The organism is Methylomonas sp. MK1 (assembly GCF_000365425.1).
In the GTDB taxonomy this organism is placed as follows: domain Bacteria; phylum Pseudomonadota; class Gammaproteobacteria; order Methylococcales; family Methylomonadaceae; genus Methylomonas.
The window spans coordinates 3,396,737-3,414,362 of the sequence record NZ_AQOV01000001.1 but is presented as its reverse complement, the minus strand read 5'-3'; the positions used below and the strand labels follow the sequence as shown (position 1 = coordinate 3,414,362).

General features: G+C 50.7%; 15 protein-coding genes. 8 read left to right on the top strand and 7 right to left on the bottom strand.

Going from position 1 to position 17,626, the window contains the following annotated elements; genetic code table 11:
- Positions 1-152 precede the first annotated feature (152 nt).
- Together G006_RS0116220 and G006_RS0116215 are read right to left on the bottom strand one after the other, a co-directional pair.
- Entirely contained in the window at positions 153-419 is a 267-nt protein-coding gene (locus G006_RS0116220; RefSeq protein WP_020484270.1) for a hypothetical protein, read from the bottom strand.
- 212 nt (positions 420-631) lie between these two features.
- Positions 632-838, bottom strand: coding sequence for a cold-shock protein (locus G006_RS0116215; RefSeq protein WP_020484269.1), 207 nt, complete (start codon positions 836-838; stop codon positions 632-634).
- A gap of 295 nt (positions 839-1,133) precedes the next feature.
- On the opposite strand from G006_RS0116215, the gene G006_RS0116210 reads away from it, so the two are divergent.
- Entirely contained in the window at positions 1,134-3,248 is a 2,115-nt protein-coding gene (locus G006_RS0116210; protein ID WP_020484268.1) for a hypothetical protein, read from the top strand.
- Positions 3,249-3,294: 46 nt separating this feature from the next.
- Here G006_RS0116210 and G006_RS0116205 read toward each other — a convergent pair whose 3' ends face one another.
- A complete protein-coding gene (locus G006_RS0116205; RefSeq protein WP_020484267.1) occupies positions 3,295-4,929 on the bottom strand; it encodes an alpha-D-glucose phosphate-specific phosphoglucomutase in 1,635 nt (544 codons plus the stop codon).
- Positions 4,930-5,001: 72 nt separating this feature from the next.
- On the opposite strand from G006_RS0116205, the gene G006_RS0116200 reads away from it, so the two are divergent.
- The gene (locus G006_RS0116200) at positions 5,002-5,556 is read left to right on the top strand and encodes a L,D-transpeptidase family protein (protein WP_026147104.1); all 555 of its coding nucleotides are present in this window, start codon (positions 5,002-5,004) and stop codon (positions 5,554-5,556) included.
- Between the two features lie 84 nt (positions 5,557-5,640).
- Complete coding sequence (locus G006_RS0116195) at positions 5,641-5,919, top strand: Lpp/OprI family alanine-zipper lipoprotein (protein WP_026147103.1); 279 nt, start codon at positions 5,641-5,643, stop codon at positions 5,917-5,919.
- A 66-nt stretch (positions 5,920-5,985) separates the two neighbouring features.
- On the opposite strand, the gene G006_RS25700 is transcribed toward G006_RS0116195, so the two are convergent.
- Entirely contained in the window at positions 5,986-6,948 is a 963-nt protein-coding gene (locus G006_RS25700) for a L,D-transpeptidase family protein (RefSeq protein WP_020484264.1), read from the bottom strand.
- On the bottom strand, positions 6,948-7,856 hold the full coding sequence (rdgC, locus tag G006_RS0116185; protein ID WP_020484263.1) for a recombination-associated protein RdgC: 909 nt from the start codon (positions 7,854-7,856) through the stop codon (positions 6,948-6,950). The genes G006_RS25700 and rdgC overlap by 1 nt, the downstream gene beginning before the upstream one ends.
- A 482-nt stretch (positions 7,857-8,338) precedes the next feature.
- Here rdgC and G006_RS0116180 point away from each other — a divergent pair, with 482 nt between their 5' ends.
- Positions 8,339-8,521, top strand: coding sequence for a hypothetical protein (locus G006_RS0116180; protein WP_020484262.1), 183 nt, complete (start codon positions 8,339-8,341; stop codon positions 8,519-8,521).
- A 1-nt stretch (position 8,522) separates the two neighbouring features.
- On the top strand, positions 8,523-9,161 hold the full coding sequence (gene yjgA, locus G006_RS0116175; RefSeq protein WP_020484261.1) for a ribosome biogenesis factor YjgA: 639 nt from the start codon (positions 8,523-8,525) through the stop codon (positions 9,159-9,161).
- 17 nt (positions 9,162-9,178) lie between these two features.
- On the opposite strand, the gene mtgA is transcribed toward yjgA, so the two are convergent.
- Together mtgA and G006_RS0116160 are read right to left on the bottom strand one after the other, a co-directional pair.
- Complete coding sequence (gene mtgA / locus G006_RS0116170; protein WP_020484260.1) at positions 9,179-9,919, bottom strand: monofunctional biosynthetic peptidoglycan transglycosylase; 741 nt, start codon at positions 9,917-9,919, stop codon at positions 9,179-9,181.
- Positions 9,920-10,468: 549 nt separating this feature from the next.
- Positions 10,469-12,922: a TonB-dependent siderophore receptor gene (locus G006_RS0116160; RefSeq protein WP_020484258.1), complete on the bottom strand. Its 2,454-nt coding sequence runs from the start codon at positions 12,920-12,922 to the stop codon at positions 10,469-10,471.
- A 425-nt stretch (positions 12,923-13,347) separates the two neighbouring features.
- Between G006_RS0116160 and G006_RS0116155 the strand changes: the two genes are divergently transcribed.
- From G006_RS0116155 to G006_RS0116145, 3 genes are all read left to right on the top strand, one after another.
- Entirely contained in the window at positions 13,348-13,863 is a 516-nt protein-coding gene (locus G006_RS0116155; protein ID WP_020484257.1) for an RNA polymerase sigma factor, read from the top strand.
- A 72-nt stretch (positions 13,864-13,935) separates the two neighbouring features.
- Entirely contained in the window at positions 13,936-14,928 is a 993-nt protein-coding gene (locus G006_RS0116150; RefSeq protein WP_020484256.1) for a FecR family protein, read from the top strand.
- 176 nt (positions 14,929-15,104) lie between these two features.
- Positions 15,105-17,612, top strand: coding sequence for a TonB-dependent siderophore receptor (locus G006_RS0116145; RefSeq protein WP_020484255.1), 2,508 nt, complete (start codon positions 15,105-15,107; stop codon positions 17,610-17,612).
- Positions 17,613-17,626: the final 14 nt, after the last annotated feature.

Here is a 17,626-nt window from a genome sequence, read left to right as displayed (position 1 = left end):
ACTGGTTTCAAGCCGCAATGGTCAGCAAAATTGCTGACCACCTGTACCAACGTCTTGCATACCCAAAGACGACAACCTTATTAACCAGCCTGCACTAACGGCAAGGCTTGCACTAAATCAATTAAAGCTGTAGCTTTTTGAGTTTAGGCAGCTCACTCGGAAAGACGCTTGGCTACTCGCTGGTAAGCTTCCTTCAACTCCTCTCCAACAATTTTGGCCTTGGCGATATACTCTTCGGAAGTCTCTATCGACTCGTCGGCAATTTCAGCGGCTTTACTTTTAATCTGCAACCACTGTTTTTCCGCTTCTGCAAATTCATCCTTGGCATCCATGGAAGCCAAATGCAGCTTCAGTTGCAGTTCTTCGCGAACCGAATCCAGATTAACGAGCAAACTTTCGAATTCGTTTTTTAACGACATGATTCACCTCTTTGCTTGATTGAAATTTGTAATGGCTATTGGACCATTGCAGACAATTAAAGTTTAGTCTGCTGAATGCTTTGCTAGAAGCTTTTGAAAGCTACCCAGTGTGCTGGAATGAAACGGGGAGAACGAAAGTGGAAACCGCGATTGATTTCCACTTTATCTAACAAAAAAGCCGTAGGTGTCTGTTGGCAACTACGGCTTAATCTTTAAACGATGGTTACTTCTTCGGCTTGAGGGCCTTTAGGGCCGCGGCCCAATTTGAATTGTACGTGTTGACCTTCATCCAGCGTTCTGTAGCTGTTGTTTGGGTTCAAAATGTTTTTGAAATGTACGAAAACGTCAGGGCCTTGTTTTTGTTCGATAAAGCCGAAGCCTTTGTCAGAGTTAAACCATTTTACGACGCCAGTTGTCATTGTAGACATAATAAGTCCTATAAAAATTTAGATAAAGCCTTAGCTAAAGTAAGGCGGGTCACGCTGGTAAATGTGGAAATTACTTAATGAAAAACTAGGACGAAGGACTACTGTAGAGACATCGAGCTGGTAAACAAAGGGTAAATCGTATTTTCTAGCTGGCTTGCATTCTAGGCTGATTCGACTGATTGTCAATTTAAATCGTAAAATCCAGTATTTAGACACTTCTTAGTCTATCTTCGCTATTCGGCAATTTGCGGGATTACCCATGCTCAGCTTAAACCTCCAACTACCAATGAATGCTTCATTAAAACGATGCATCAGGCGGCAATATTTGTTTGATGTTGGTGCGGCTATTTTGTTTTTCGGGGCGCTAACACAGCAAGTTGAATTACGGCAAACCGCAACTGTTGCCGCTAGCGAACTCGCGGCACAGGGCTACAAGATACCTAGCGAGGATGATCCGGTGCGGGTGTTTCCCGCGTTGACTAGCGGGGCATTTAGCGGCAGTCATGCCGGGGGCTGGCGGCCAGGCAGTATTTATCTGCGGCAACAACCACAGGGCGGGATGAGCGAAGCGGTGTATCTGCGTCACGAACTGTTTCACGAAGCCAGTCATCGCAGCTGTGGCGGTCGTCTACCGGCTTGGGCAGAAGAAGCCGGGGCGATGCATTTCAGCGGCGAGTTGGCTGATCTCGAACCCGGACGTTTACCCAGTGAACTTGAGCTACAAAGCATTAAGAATCGGGTTAGGCAGGGCGCCGAATTAGATGGCAATGACCGGGCGGTATTGGCGCGATTGGTGGTTAATGCCGGCTGGCCCCGAGAACTTTGTACCGTGTCGGCAAAATTAACTGAAATACTGGGCGTGGCGTTCGACGATGCCGGAGATAGCTCGTATCTGTTGATGAGCCTACTGTCCGGGCGGATATTGACGAGCAGCGGGGATCAATCCAGTCGTTTACCTCCTGGGTCGCTGTTGAAAATTCCGTATGCTGCGGCATTGGCACAAGCCGATGCTGATTTGCTGGGTGCAGAACTGGCGGCGAGCGAGACTGAAAAGCTATTGCAGCGTCGCGAGCAATTTCAAATCGAGCGCTATCGCCTGTTATTGTCGCCGATTAAAGAGCAAAAACTTCCGGCTCAAGTGGCGCCATCGGATCCGCAAATCTGGCGCTCTTATCTGGGTGAACGCAACGCCGAGGGCGATTTTTCGTTACAAGCTAATTTGCCGGAATTGGCCTTGGCTATGAGGGCGGCTTTGCTATCCAAGCCCGATTATTTTCACGGCCTGAGTCAAAACGGCATTCTGCCCAACTCCACCTTGGCGGGGCAAAACGAGCAAGACAAAAAAATGTTGCGTCAACTTCAAGTTCTGGCAAAAACCGGCACGGTTTCGACTGTTGACGGCCGACCCTTGGCTGGCCATTTACTGCTGGCCTGGCCGGTTGCGCATCCGGTATTTCTGGCGATATTTCGGCAACGCGGCGTCAATGGCGCGGCAATATTAAGTAAAGCCGCAGCTTTGTTAAGAAACTGGCAGCACGACTATCCGGCCCGTTTTGCTGCGGTTAGGGTTAGTTTGTTAACGCCTACCGATCCAGATAGTTGGAGTGCGGAGCCGGACTGTCCGTTAGTGGCTAAACAGCACGGGCGCTTTACGGTTTGCGGGCAAATCAGGATCGTTTCCAGCGCACGTGGCAGCCGATCCGAGCGGGTGGTGAAAGGTGTTCTGCGACAAACAGACGAACATGGGCCAACGGTGCTGGAAACCGATGTCGATAGTTATGTCGATGGCGTGTTGGCTGCCGAGGCCCAAAATCTGGTTGGCAGTGCCCGCGAAGCGATGCGGGCAGTGATTGCCTGGAATGGCAGTCACGGTAACCATAGGCACAATGAATCAAGCTCGCTTTGCGATACCACGCATTGCATGGTCTATCTCGGCGAGTTGCATGAGGACAAACCACGTCGTAGCAGCAGCCATATCGATATTGTGTTAATGCAGCTTTTGGACCAGTTGGCGACCAAATCCGGATTGAACTGGTTGCCGTTTGCTAACGGCGGCGATCAGCGCTGGCAAAGGCAGCTCTCAAGCGAGGAGTTACGCCGGGTGTTTACGGAAAATCAAATTCTGGATATTCGCCGCGAACGGCACAAAGATGGCGAGTTGTTTATCAGATTATTTTATCCGACCAGCGAAGAGCTGCTCAGTTGCGAGATTTTTCGCAATACCCTGAAGCTACCTTCTTGTCCTGATTCGGTAACAGCTGCCGATGACCAGACTTGGCAATTTGTAGGCATAGGCGCCGGGCACGGCCTGGGCTTATCCATCGCCAGAGCTCAAGCTTTGGCGGAGGCAGGTCGTGACGCAGAACAGATTTTGCGCGATGCGTACGGACAGAGCCGTTAGGCTAGGCAGTTAAGCCAGACCTAACGTTTTATTCCGCCGGGATCGATCAAGTGATAACGTCAGGCTCGGTTCTGCCAGTACGTTTTTTGACTTCGCACAACTGCTCGGCAATTGCTATTAATTCAGCAAGCGCAATCTGAGCGTCCTGATCGTGCTTTCTGACGTCGCGCTCGTAGCGTTCCAAATAAATACGCAAAGTCGCGCCTACCGTGCCGGTGCCGGACAGCCGGAACACGATACGCGAGCCATTCACAAAGCCAATACGGATACCCTGGTTGCTGCTGACGCTACCGTCGACCGGATCAGTGTAACTGAATTCGTCGGCAAACTTGACTTCGTAATCGCCCCAACTTTTACCGGGCAAGCTGCTTAACTGGCTACGCAGATGCTCGACAATGCCGTTGGCGATGTCTGAATCGACCGCTTCGTAATCGTGACGGCAGTAAATGTCGCGGCCGTATTTTTGCCAGTGTTCATGAACAATGTCTTCTACCGATTCGCGTTTGCGCGCGATTAAATTCAACCAGAACAACACCGCCCACAAACCGTCTTTTTCACGGACATGATTGGAGCCGGAACCGAAGCTTTCTTCGCCGCAGATGGTAATTTTATCGGCATCCAGCAAGTTACCGAAGAATTTCCAGCCGGTTGGGGTTTCGTAGCAAGGCAGGCTTAGTTTGTCGGCAACCCGATCAACCGCCTGACTGGTCGGCATCGAGCGGGCCACGCCGCTGATACCTTTGGCGTAAGCAGGAATTAGCCTGGCGTTGGCCGCCATAATCGCCAAGCTGTCGCTGGGAGTAACGAATATGTTCGCGCCCATGACCATGTTGCGGTCACCGTCACCGTCCGAGGCAGCGCCGAAAGTGGGTGCGTCGGCGCCGAACATGATGTCACAAAGTTCGTGGGCATGAGCCATATTCGGATCGGGATGGCCGCCGCCGAAGTCTTCCAGCGGCACGGCGTTAAATACCGAGCCAGGTGCTGCGCCCAGCGTATCTTCCAGAATATGCTTGGCGTACGGACCGGTGATGGCATGCATCGCATCGAAACGTAGCGTGATGAAGCCGTTATGGATGCTTTGTTTGAGCAGGTCGAAATCGAATATCTTGGCCATTAATTCAGCGTAATCGGCTACCGAATCGATAATCCGAATTTTCACGCCGCCTTTTTCGACCTCACCGATAACGTCTAAATCTACATCGCCGAAGCGCGCTTTTTTATAGCCGGTGATGGTTTTGGTATTCTCGTACAGTTTGTCGGTGAACTTTTCCGGAGCCGGGCCGCCATTGCTGACATTATATTTAATCCCAAAATCTTCTTCAGGGCCGCCGGGATTGTGACTAGCTGATAGAACAATGCCTCCGAACGCATTGTATTTCCTGATAATATTCGATGCGGCAGGAGTGGACAACAAGCCGCCTTGGCCTATAATGAGCTCACCGAAACCGTTGGCTGCCGCCATTTTTATAATAATCTGGATGGCTTTACGGTTAAAGTAGCGGCCATCGCCGCCAATCACCAAGGTTTTGCCCTGAAAATCCTCAAGACTGTCGAAGATGGATTGGACGAAATTCTCCAGATATTTGGGTTGTTGGAAGACTTTGACTTTTTTGCGTAAGCCCGATGTGCCGGGTTTTTGATCATCGTAGGGAGTCGTTTTGGTGATTGTTGTTGTCATATGCTACCCTTTGTAATACCTCGTTTCGAAAGGGTTAAATTACACCAAAACTTTGATTATTTACAGATTGCCATGATAAAGAAAAAATTATTAGGTGTTTTGATTGTGATGGGCTGTACCGTATCGGCGCGCAGTTTCGCTGGCGAGGATGTTTGGTTGCTGGTCGATACGCAGACGCAAAGCATGGAAGTCAGGAAGGGCGACAAGACGGTTGCCGTGCTGGAAAATATCGCCATTGGCCGCAATGGCGCGGGCGAAAAAAATCATCGCGGCGATGACATCACGCCGCTCGGTAACTATCGGATCGGCTGGATCAACGAAAGAAGCGCCTTCCGTAAGTTCTTCGGCTTGACCTATCCCAATGTAGACAATGCCGATAATGCCTTGAAAAAAGGCAAAATCGATCTCGACACTTACGAAGCTATTGCCAGAGCGCATTCTGCCGGACAAATTCCGCCGCAAAATACCGATCTCGGTGGGCAAATCGGTATTCATGGTTTGGGCAGCGGTAGTCTGTCCATCCACAGATCCATGAATTGGACACACGGATGTATCGCGTTGACTAACGATCAAATCGATCAGTTAAGTCAATGGGTAGAAAAAGGGACACTCGTAACGGTGAAATAATGTTGGTAAAATCCAAAAAAATGTTGGACAATTACCACCGTTTTTCATTTATTATTTTTTGAAACCACAATCAAGGGGAAAACCATGATGAGAGCTATTACATTATCAGCAGTTGTTGCAATTGCAGCTTTGGCAACCGGTTGCGCAAGCACTTCAGACCTGGAAGCTTTGGACGCAAGAGTAGGCACTTTGGAAGGCAAAGTTTCTACTGCATCTGCTGACGCTGCTTCTGCTAAAGCCGCTGCTGCTGAAGCTGCTGCAAAAGCTGCTGCTGCTGAAGCTGCTGCTAACCGTGCTGCCCAATATGCTCAAGATACCAACAGCAAATTGGACCGTATGTTCAAAAAATCACAACACAAATAAGCTTTATTGCTGTTGTTGATTTTAAAAAGCCCGTGAGCCGCAAGGCCACGGGCTTTTTTATTGCCTCTATTTCGCAGGTGCCGCTTGGCTTTGAACCACAGGAGGCGTCTGGGTAGGACGCTCATAAATAGCCACCGGAATACCAGTCGCTTTTTCTACTGCCGCTTTTAAAACAGAACCTTTGATTACCGGCATTTTCCCGCCATTAGCTTGCTCTATCAAATTCAATGCCGTATGCAAGCGCTGCTCATAGGTTGCCGGCGTTTCTTCCAACTCTGGATACACTTCCATGTACAAGGTATCGTGATACCAGCCCACCTTGATCGATTGATTAACAATATTGACCGTGGTGCCCACTTTAACCATTGGAAAAAACTGCTCAATGTCAGCAGGATACATCCGCATGCAACCATGACTCACCCGCATGCCAATGCCATTAACAACATTAGTACTGTGAATCAGATAGCCGGGTATCCCTAACTTAAACGCATACAAACCCAAGGGATTATTCGGACCAGGCGGGTAATAAGGATCCAGCACATCGCCATCAGCCAAATGCTCGGCAATAATGGATGGCGGCGGCGTCCAGGAAGGCTTGTCGGTTTTGCCGGTAATTTTCGTTTTACCCAGCGGCGTTTTCCAGTTATCTTCCCGGCCGATACCGATTGCATAAGTCACAACCCGGCCGGCATCCGCGTAATAGTAAATCCGCATTTCCGGCAAATTAACCACGATCCCTTCTCTTGGTGCATTCGGCAACAAAAAGCTGCTGGGGATGCGCACCTGCGTACCTTCGCGGGGCAACCAGCGGTCCACATAGGGGTTGGCCAATACGATATGATCTTGCCCAAGCCGAAAATTTACCGCGATATCGATCAGAGTGTCTTCATGCTTCGCCGCGACATATTTAACTTCATGCGGCGGATTGCCTATCAGGCTGTCACCCGGCCTATCCGGTGCCGGCAGCGTTAGCGCCGACGCCGCCGTACTGGCTGTCAGCAGCAAACTGAATAACAAACGGGTTTTCATTAGGCGTTACCTTCAGCAGTAAATAATTCAAGCAGACGCGGCAAAAACTGAGCAAGTTCCGCAGTCATAATAGAAAAATCGGCATCAAACTGTTCGACTTCGTCGAATGCCTCGATATCGGCGGCTTGCTCCTGAATAAGATCAAGAAACTTTAGCCGCTTGACAGCCAAGCTCTCGTCCAATACAAACGAAATGCGTTCGGCCCAGCTCATCGCCAACTTAATCACTTGCTTGCCGCTATCCAGATGATTCTTGATTTCCGGCAACGCCAAGTCGTGGCGTTTGCAACGAATAATCGAGCCTTCTTCTTCCGGCGAACGCAGCTCGCACTCGTCTTCGATCAAAATATCTTTCGGCGATGTGTTGTCGATCAACCATTGCGTCATCACGCTAGCCGGCTTGGCGGTGGCGGTGAGCGGCACTATGGGCAGAGACCCCAAGCATTTACGCAACTGGCTGAGCATGTCTTCGGCTTTTTTAGCCGATGCCGCATCCACGACCAGCCAGCTGCCCTGGCTATCGATATAAGCATAGGTTTTCCGTGAAAACGAAAACGCCCGCGGCAACAGTTCAAATATCAATTCGTCCTTGATCCGACTACGCTCTTTCGCTGGTAATTTGCGGGCCTCGCGTTCTTCGATTTCGTTGATGCGTTCTTGCAGCATTTCGTTGATCACCGATGCCGGCACGACCTTTTCTTCCTTCTTGCCGCATAACATCAAGAAACCGTTATTGGCATGCACCAGTGCGTCCGAGGCCCTGCCTAGCGGCGCAGTCCAGCCAAAACTGAACTCATCATGGCTACCACAAGATCGGAACGGCTGTTGTTGCAGTTTTTGCTCCAAAGCAACAGCATCCAAAGTAAATGGCTCGGTAAAACGGTAGACGGCAAGATTTTTAAACCACATGAAATGACTCTTTTTTAAAAACCGGCCATTATCGCAAATTTGCGCAGACCATATAAGCTGACCCGCTTAAAGCCTAGCCAAAAAATGCAGTTTGGCAGCAAATTTGCTTAGCATGTAAACAAGTTATGCACATTAAACTGTTTACGGCAAGACCATAAAACGCTTGACAAAATAACCCGTTGAAATACAAAGCATCATTTGTAAGCTATTGATTATTATCTATTAATCATAGTGACTTAATGCTGTACAATTTGACCGCAGCCCAGTACTACCGGGGAACAGCAAAGGCTTTCGACATTTAATACACAGAGTTATCCACAGCTTCTGTGAATAACTGAATTTACCCAGCCGCAATAATCGCTTAGCGATAAATCCAGAGAAACAACTTTTAATTTGTCGCAGCAAGCAATGCCTTATTGCATGGCAAGGTTTGTTAGAATGACGAGTAGCAAGTCCCTCACTCATAACAAAGCGGTCACATCATGCTGTCAACCTGGGAAAACCTGATACTCGGCGCTCTGGCGCTGCTGCTTTTGTTCTGGATGCAGCCCGGCATCAAAGCCGCAATCGCGCGCAGCAAACAAACACCCTCCGATTGGCCCAGCGTTATTGTGCCCCTGTTGATGGTAGTGATGTTCGTGCTTTTCTTAATAGCAATGGTTTGACATGAACGACGAAGATTACCAAGAAGAATTCGAAGAAGAAGATTATTACGACGAACCCGATGACGACGGCGAAAGCGAAGATGATGAAGGTGATCATTACGCGATACGCCCCAACAAGACCCGCATCAAAAAGGAAATAGCTGAAGTTTTTGCGATGGCTGAAGAAATTTGCGCGCTATCCCCTGCGCACATTGCCGAATTCGAATTACCCGAGAGCATAGAACAAGCCATGCGCGATGCCGGGAAAATGGGACATAACTCCGCCAGAAAGCGCTTGTTGAAATACATCACCGCGCAACTGAGAAAGCTGGATACTGCCGCAATTCATGAAAAATTGGCTAGGATGAAAAATCGCAGCGCCCATGCGGTCAGAGAACATCATCAGGCCGAGCGCTGGCGCGACCAGCTGCTGGCAGCCAATGGCAATCAACAGCTGACCCTATTTATTGAAGAATTTCCTACTGCGGATAGTCAGCACCTACGCCAGTTGCAGCGCAACGCACAGAAAGAAGCCAAGGAAGCCAAACCGCCCAAGTCGGCGCGCTTGTTATACAAGTATCTGAAAGAACTGATTGCCGATGCATCCGGCCTGCCGTCCATTGAAGAAGACGCGCAGGACAATGAAGATGCAGAGAATTAAACACAAGCAACACGAAATCAATTCCCCAAAGCCCGCATCTGACCCAATATCCAGCTCTGGCGTTTATGTAAATAAGCGCTGGGCTGATCGGCTTTTAGCAATATCGGGTTCGGCAACGTAGCGGCCAACAGCGCGGCCTGATTGGCAGATAGTTGCTGGGCGGAAATACCGAAATAACGACGACTTGCGGCTTCTATGCCAAATAAATGGTCGCCGAACTCGGCAATATTCAAATACATTTCCAGAATCCGCGGCTTATCCCAGATCGCCTCGATCAACAACGTAAACCAAATCTCCAAGGCCTTGCGGCCGAAGTTTTTGGCCGGACTTAAAAACAAATTCTTCGCGACTTGCTGGCTGATCGTACTGGCCCCACGCAGTTTACCGCCGCGCAAATATTGGTTAAAAGCCTTGGAGATGGCGTCAACATCGAAGCCGTTATGCTGATAGAACAATTGATCTTCGGATGCGATCACCGCAGCAAAGGCGTGCGGCGAAATATGCCGGCGACTGACCCAGCGTTGATCAATACCCTTATAGCGCCGGCCTTCGGCCAGATCGTCAACATGCTGATGCAGCATGAATGCCGACGTCGGCGCGGGCAGGTACCGCAATACGCCTACCAGCACCAGCGAACTGAGTACAAAAAACAGCGCCGCATAAACCAGTCCGCGCTTGCAACGTTGCGACAAAGAAAGCGCCGCTTTGGGTTGGCGCCAAAATTGGCGATAGCGGGCCGGATGGCGGAAATGCTTCACGGGCGATTCGAGCGTTGTGACTGAGACGTTTATTATCCATGATTGAACCCGGAATTGACCAACTCCGGTTTTTGCGGGAAATGCCGCAAAGCAAGACCTTAATTGCGGCAAATAACATAGAAATTAAGATGACGACCATCGATTCTATCGAAAACCCCTTAAACCATAAGACCTGCAATATTTGGCATAGATATTGTTACATAAACACCGGTGTCAAGGATGTTTAAGTTCTCTCCCCCGTGAACATGGAAAACAAGACGCCAGGGATACCTGGATAAAAGCGCGGAAAAACGCTTTTATCCAGGCAGGGATGATTCGAAGCCCCTTCCAATGAGACCCCCGCTTCTCTCCGGCCCGCGCAAAAACCAATTCGTTATCCTTCCGCCACAGTCCTTTACAGGCCCGATTCGTATTTTAATCTCCCACAACAGCGTCTCGACATAGTCGCGGTTAACCGCGATACGCTACTGGACTGGATTTTGTCAGCGACAAGGCAAGTTTGAAATATCAAGCCGGGCCGAAAAGCCCAACCCGGCTCAACTTCTGAACTTAGTACTCTATTTTGATAGCACCCATAAAAGTACGTGGAGCGCCGTAATAGGTAGGTCCGTAGCTGTAAATGGACGCCGTATAGGTTTTATCGAGCAGATTGTCGACATTCAATTGCGCTGTAATTTTTGACTTGCTAACCTGCCAGGCTTGACTTGCCATCAAATTGACCGTTGCATATCCTGGAGCCTGAGCACTTTCGTTATACCCAATTTCCCGCTGACTAAGAGCTTTCATGCCTGCACCAAATTTCAGACCTTGCAACGCACCGGTTTGTAACTCGTAAGTCGTCCATAAACTACCGTTATGCTTGGGGGCGTTGTTCAAACGTAGCCCGGTGTTTCCGGCGTTAATCCCGACAGCATTAAAATCAGCGTCATATGCCGTAGCCGCATCCTTAGTGGTTTTAGCAAATGGGGTGTAGGCGTAGGCGCCAATCACATTCCATCCCGGCAATATCTCTCCACTAAAATCGAACTCAATGCCTCTACTTTCCGCCGAGCCGATAGCTTTGGTGGTAAGTGGCGAAGTTTGCATCGGTAAATTTTGTTTTTTCAGGTCAAAATAGGCCAGTGTTGCCATAAATCGACCATCGAAGAGCTCAGTCTTAATACCTGTTTCCCACTGTTGAGCGGTTTGCGGTGGTAATGGAATCCCTTGATTCAAAGTGTTTGCAGCACCAAAATTTTCGGTATAGCTGCCATAAACTGATACTTCGGGTATTGGCTGCCATACTACACCCCCTCGAGGTGACACACGGTCTTCACTCGTTGTCGGGCTGTACACAATGGAATCAGGCGTTCCCCCAGAGGTTGAAATTTCGGCGCTGTCATAACGTAAGCCTCCCATCAGGTGAACGTTATGAGGTAATTCGACTTGATCTTGTGCGTACAGTCCAAACCAAGGCAATGTGTAGTTTTGGGTATTTACTTGCTCTGGTGGGACTGTCCAAGCGTTAGCCAAATGAACCGGGTTATAGATATTGGTGGTATCGGTGCTAAAACCGCTAAACCCGTGCATCGTTGCTCTGGCATCGGCACGGTAGTAGTCACCGCCAACCAGCAAAGTATGCTTCAGAACGCCGGTATTGAATTTTCCGGTGAGTTCCAGCGCATTGAAAAAGTTATGTTGATAATCTTTGCCATCCAGGTTTTGCGCCCAGAAGCTGCGCGTTATATCGCCGTTCGCAGCAACGGGTGCCCAGTTGCCATCGGGAAATTGTCCGGACATCGTCAATTGATGGTTGCTGAAGTTGAAACGATGGCGCAACTTCCAGTTGTCATTGAAAGCATGTTCAGTGTTAAACGACAGCATTACATATTCATCTTCCTGAAGATTCCACGAATCGCCAAGATTTCTTGAGCGCGGGATAGGTGCTGGACGATTGCCCATCAAAGGCACTGTTCCGTTACCTGTCTCCTTAATGTCGCTATATTCCAGTTTAAAGGTTGAAACAGTCTTGTCAGAGATATTCCAGCGCAAGCTAGGTGCCACGAATAGGCGCTCGTTGCCGCCGAATTCCTGGAAGGAATGATTGGATTGATAGCCTAAATTAAAACGGTAAGCCAAATCTTTGTTAGCGGTCAGTGGTCCGCTGGCATCAATATTGGTACGGTAATGATCAAACGAACCGAATTGTTGGCGTAGGCTGTAATATGGCGTATCCAGTGGCTGCTTGGTAACAAAGTTGACCAATCCGCCTGGTTCCGAACGTCCGTAGAGTATGGAACCCGGCCCCTTCAATACTTCGACCCGCTCGACGTTGGCCAAGTCTTCGGTGTGAGACCATTGGCTTTGATTCAAAAAGCCATCGCGATAAATATTGTAGTTACCGAAGCCACGTAAAAAAAACGTTCCGGTGCCGCCGGCACCGCTGGTCGCACCACTGACATTACTCAGCGCTTGGTCAACGGTGATGACTTGTTGATCCTTTAAAACCTGTTGTGGAACCACTTTCACCGACATCGGTGTTTGCATCAGCGGGGTGTCGGTTTTGGTGGCCGTTATAGCGTTCGGCCTCATGTAATCGGTGTTGTAGGGGTCTTCGCCGTCAAAGCTACTGCTGGCTTTGCCCACCACATTCACCGCCGGCAACGCCGTAGGGTCCTGTTTGTAATTCAAAGCCGGTCTTTCGATCAAAATATTGCCGTTTTCCGCGATGCGGTAACTCAAACCGCTACCTCCCAGCAGATGTTGCAACGCGGCTTCCGGGGTGTAATTGCCGCTAAGGCCCTTGCTTTGCAAACCCTCAGTGATTGCCGTGTCGTAGACCAGTTGCAAGCCGCCGGATTCCGCCAAGCGATTCAGCGCGGTAGACAGAGAGCCTGCGGGGATACTGAAAGCCCGACTGGCGCTTTCTGCAACTGCGGTGCCGGAAACCGCCAACGCAGCCCCTAAAACCAGTGCCGAAGCATGTCCAAACAGGCCGCCGCTAAATGTTTGTTTCAACGTCATGAATTTCCCTCGCTGTTGTTAAATGATGACTATCGTTGTTTTGACGCACGACAGGCATAAAACAGGAGGTAAGAGATGAAAATTCATTGCAACTAATCGACTGATGCTTACATTGCAGGCGCCGGCTCCTCCAGCGCTTTACTCGGCATTTCGCTAATCCGCAAATCAGTACCCATATTTCACTTTCCGGTATCGGTAACGTACCGGTCACCGTCAAAAATAGGGTATATGCCGCACCAAGTGCGCTATATAGCCCATTCAACACCGGTAAAATTTGTTCGGATAGTGTGAATGCGAGCCGCCAAGTTTGACTCCAGACCAGCAAAGGCAGGATATTCGGCGCCTTGGTCGGCATTTGAATCATTACTGGCACGAATCAGGCATAGGACAGAGCTTCTCAAACGACTAAAGCCCAGCCCCGCCTCATGACCCCGGACATCAGCTCGCTGTATCGACTGCATTGCAAGGAGCTGCTGCACCATTTGCTGCGGATAGTCAAATGCCCGGAAACCGCGGAAGATTTGCTGCAAGAAAGCTATCTGATCTTGGCCCGCACCGCCAACGATACGCCCATAGACCACCCGCGCGGATTTTTATACCGCACCGCCAGCAATCTGGCGATGGATCACCTGCGCCACCATAAAGTCATCGAGCGTCATCAGGAAGCGACGCGGCATCTGGATGAGCTGCAACTGGCCGGAGTGGAAAGCGAATTAGCCGATCAGCAATGGCGCACCCTGTTGCACCAAACCATCTACGAATTGCCGCCGCGCTGCCGCAATGCATTTATCCTGCATAAAATTCATGGATTGAGTTATCGGGAAGTGGCTAGTGTTCTGGATATTTCCGAGAGCGCCGTGGAGAAACACATCGTCAAAGGCTTGATGTATTGCCGCAAACAGCTAGGCAATCATTTTGGCCGCCCCTATCGGACCGACTGAGGTTTTTGCCGCCTTAACCGTCTTACCGTTATTCCAAGGCATACGCCTACCCCAGCGCCGTATAATGCAGCCATGACCGAAAACCAACCGCCCGCAGACTCTGATAACCCCGATGCCATTAGCGAGCAGGCGACGACGTGGTTTGTGCGACTGCGCGCCGAGTCGGTAACGGTGGATGAGCGCAGACAATTTCGAATCTGGCATCAAGCCGACCCGGCTCACCGCGAGGCCTATGCCGAAATCGCTGCATTTTGGGAGGATGCCGATTTCCACGCAACGCTAGACGCCACAACATTGTCGCCGCAAATTTTGCGATGTAATAAACCGGCCAAAAGCCCATGGCGGCGTTTAGTCATCGCCCCCGGTGCCAAACCGTTGTTAGCCGCAGCCGCCAGCCTGGTCATCGCCGCGATTATTTATCGGCCGGCTTTAAGCTGCTGGAAGGCGGACTACTGCACCGCCGTCGGCGAAATAAAAACCGTACAACTCAGCGACGGCAGCCAAGTCACTTTAAATTCCGACACCGCTCTTAACGTTAACATGCGTAATGGTCAGCGCCATGTCCAGCTAGCCCGGGGCGAAGCGTTTTTTGAAGTGCAACACGACCCCCAACATCCTTTTCAGGTGGATGGCGGCTACAGCAACACGCGGGTATTGGGTACGCGTTTCGTGGTTAGAGAAAACGCCGACAGCGACATTGTCAGCGTGGTGAGCGGGGTGGTGGAAGTCAGCCGGGATCGGCAAAATCCGGCCACCTTAAATGCCAATGACAGCATCGCGGTCGACGCTCGTCACCAAGGCGAAGTCAGCCACCAGCCAACCGGCAACGCCACGGCGTGGTTAAAAGGCAGCGCCTCGTTCGACAACGCTCCGCTCAAGGAGGTGATTGCGGAAATTGGCCGCTATCGGCGTGGTAGCCTGATAATCCGCAATCAGGCATTGCAGAACCTGAAAGTCAGCGGCCGTTTCGATATTCGCGATACTGATAAGGCATTGGAGTCTTTACAGCAAACACTGCCGATACGAATTTATCGATTAACGCCATGGCTGGTACTGATCGCTTGAGCGTCGCAAAGCTTATCGCCTAGCCAAAACACCCGACAAAGCCCGCCGTCATTCAGCCTTACCGTGTTTGACTCAAAAAATAGTTTTACCTCAAGCTGAGGGAAAACTCATTTCGCCCGTCTCCATTGCACCCCCAATCGTTCGGGGGATCAATTCATTCGCTTAGGGAGAATCTAATGGCATCTTATCCGTTCCGCAAAGCCCCTTGCATGGGCAAGCCGACCCAATACAACCTTTGGCCTTTGTCTCTGACAATCGCCGCCGCTCTGAGCACCCCGACCGCGATTGCCGCCGAACAAAACATCGCTTTCGACATTCCCGCGCAAAGCTTAAGCAGCGCATTAAATGCATTTGCCGACACCGCCAACGTACAGCTTAGTTATCCGGCGGAAATGACGGCAGGCTTGAAATCGTCCGGTGTCAGCGGCCAATTGACGGCCCGGCAAGCTTTACAAAAACTACTGGCCGGCACCGGCGTGGTAGCCGGTACCACCGGTAACGGCACTATTACGCTACAAAAAGCGCCGGATTCACACAATGACGTTTCAACGTTGTCAGCGGTCACGGTGTCCGGCAATCGCCAGTATGCCAACGCAGCCGACCCTTACAGCCAGGATTACGCAGTAACCAACGCCTTTGCCGCCACCAAGACCGACACCCCGCTGGTAGAAACGCCTATTTCAATTCAGGTCGTACCGAGATCGGTGATGGACGACCAAAAATCGGGCAAGGTTAAAGAGGTGTTGGAAAACGTTAGCGGCGTGCGTCCCCAGCCGTCATTAGGCGGTGGTGTCGGTTTCATTGTGCGCGGTTTTAATACTAATAACATCTATCGGAACGGCCTGTTACAAGACGGGGGCTATTTCGGCGACATGGACTCCGGTAATTTGGAGAACATCGAGGTCATTAAAGGCCCGTCGCAACTCTACGGTCGGACCGAACCGGGCGGCATGATCAACCTGACTACCAAGAAACCCTTGGACCACCCCTATTACTCCTTGGAACAACAGTTTGGCTCCTACGATTTATATCGCACCCAATGGGATGCCAGTGGGCCGATTAATGGCGATAAATCGCTGCTGTACCGCTTTTCCGGCGCGTACCAAAGCAACGGCTCGTTCCGCGACTTTGTATCCGTGGACCGAATGCTGTTCAATCCCAGCATCACCTGGCGCCCCAGCGACACTACCGACATTACCGTCGATATTGAAGGCAGCGAAAAAAACGCACCGGCGGATTTCGGGATTCCCGCGCTAGGCAAACGTCCGGCCAACATCCCGATCAGTCGCAACTTGGGTGATCCGAATACACGGATAGGAGATCAATCCAGCACCAAAGTCGGCAGCGAAATTAACCATCGCTTTAACGATGATTGGGCGATACATAACCGTTTCCTGGCCAGCCTATCCGACAGCACGACTAGCTTCGTCAACCCCGCGCCGGCTTTCGATCCTGGCTTAGCGTTGAATCAAGCCACCGGCATTCTGCAACGCAACATCTTTCGGCAAACTTCAGAGCAAGAACATTACGCGACTAACCTGGATGTTACCGGCAAGTTCGCGATCAGCGAAACCAAACACGACGTATTGTTCGGTTTCGATTTTTACCGCACCTTTAACCGATACGGCACTTCAGGACAATGGGTTGACGCGAATCCGGCCCTGGCAATCGACATCAATAACCCATTTCCCAGTTACGGCATCTCGCCGGCGACATTCGACGCTGCTTACTTGAGCGATTCCGAGCCGGGTTTGAATCGCAGCGTGATATACAACAATTGGTACGGTGCTTATTTCCAAGACCAAATCACGCTTTGGGACAGACTGCATATCATGGGCGGTGGCCGTTACGACTGGGCGGAAACCGGACGCGGCAATGCCGCCAGCTTTGCGGACGCCGACGCACTGGTGAAGCCTAACACCCGCAAAGACGAGGGGTTTAGCCCGCGAGTCGGTATACTCTACGAAGCATTTGATCAATTGAGCGTATACGGCAATTGGATAACTTCGCTCGGCGCCAATAATGCGCCGGCTTCGAACGGAAACCGCTTCGATCCGCAAATCGGCGAGCAATTCGAAGCAGGCATAAAGACCCAATTGTTTGATCAACGCCTGCTGGCAACCTTGGCGTACTACCATTTGACCAAGGATAACATCCTGGTCAACGACCTGAGCACGGCCAATCTCTACGACAAAATTGCCAATCTACAACGCAGCCAAGGAATCGAGTTAGACATGACCGGGTATCTGAGCAATAACTTCAGCCTGATCGGCAGCTACGCCTTTACCGATGCCCGCATCATCAAGGACTACAACGGCGGCACCCAGGGCAACCGCTTGAACAATGTCCCCGAACATTCCGGCAGCCTATGGCTTAAGTACGACATGAACGGCTATGCGGCGCGGGATGGCTTTAGTGTCGGTCTGGGCGGTGTGGCCGCCGGCACGCGCGAAGGCGATAACGCCAATAGCTTCCAAATGCCCGGTTATGTCAGGATGGACGCCTTCGTCGCGTATAAACAAAAAGTCGGCGGCTCGCGAATAAGCGCGCAGTTTAATATTCGTAACCTACTCGACAAGCGCTACTACGAATCCACCGATCCCGATTCCAACGTCGCGCCGGGTTTGGGTGTTTATCCGGGAGCGCCGCTGACCGCTATCGGCTCGATTCGAGTGGAATATTGAGCTCAAACCCGCTA

What these genes read in the sequence shown, in the direction of transcription:
- G006_RS0116220 (WP_020484270.1), bottom strand. Translation starts at nt 419, where the DNA reads ATGTCGTTAAAAAACGAATTCGAAAGTTTGCTCGTTAATCTGGATTCG.
- G006_RS0116215 (WP_020484269.1), bottom strand. Translation starts at nt 838, where the DNA reads ATGACAACTGGCGTCGTAAAATGGTTTAACTCTGACAAAGGCTTCGGC.
- G006_RS0116210 (WP_020484268.1), top strand. Translation starts at nt 1,134, where the DNA reads ATGAATGCTTCATTAAAACGATGCATCAGGCGGCAATATTTGTTTGAT.
- G006_RS0116205 (WP_020484267.1), bottom strand. Translation starts at nt 4,929, where the DNA reads ATGACAACAACAATCACCAAAACGACTCCCTACGATGATCAAAAACCC.
- G006_RS0116200 (WP_026147104.1), top strand. Translation starts at nt 5,002, where the DNA reads ATGATAAAGAAAAAATTATTAGGTGTTTTGATTGTGATGGGCTGTACC.
- G006_RS0116195 (WP_026147103.1), top strand. Translation starts at nt 5,641, where the DNA reads ATGATGAGAGCTATTACATTATCAGCAGTTGTTGCAATTGCAGCTTTG.
- G006_RS25700 (WP_020484264.1), bottom strand. Translation starts at nt 6,948, where the DNA reads ATGAAAACCCGTTTGTTATTCAGTTTGCTGCTGACAGCCAGTACGGCG.
- rdgC (WP_020484263.1), bottom strand. Translation starts at nt 7,856, where the DNA reads ATGTGGTTTAAAAATCTTGCCGTCTACCGTTTTACCGAGCCATTTACT.
- G006_RS0116180 (WP_020484262.1), top strand. Translation starts at nt 8,339, where the DNA reads ATGCTGTCAACCTGGGAAAACCTGATACTCGGCGCTCTGGCGCTGCTG.
- yjgA (WP_020484261.1), top strand. Translation starts at nt 8,523, where the DNA reads ATGAACGACGAAGATTACCAAGAAGAATTCGAAGAAGAAGATTATTAC.
- G006_RS0116160 (WP_020484258.1), bottom strand. Translation starts at nt 12,922, where the DNA reads ATGACGTTGAAACAAACATTTAGCGGCGGCCTGTTTGGACATGCTTCG.
- G006_RS0116155 (WP_020484257.1), top strand. Translation starts at nt 13,348, where the DNA reads ATGACCCCGGACATCAGCTCGCTGTATCGACTGCATTGCAAGGAGCTG.
- G006_RS0116150 (WP_020484256.1), top strand. Translation starts at nt 13,936, where the DNA reads ATGACCGAAAACCAACCGCCCGCAGACTCTGATAACCCCGATGCCATT.
- G006_RS0116145 (WP_020484255.1), top strand. Translation starts at nt 15,105, where the DNA reads ATGGCATCTTATCCGTTCCGCAAAGCCCCTTGCATGGGCAAGCCGACC.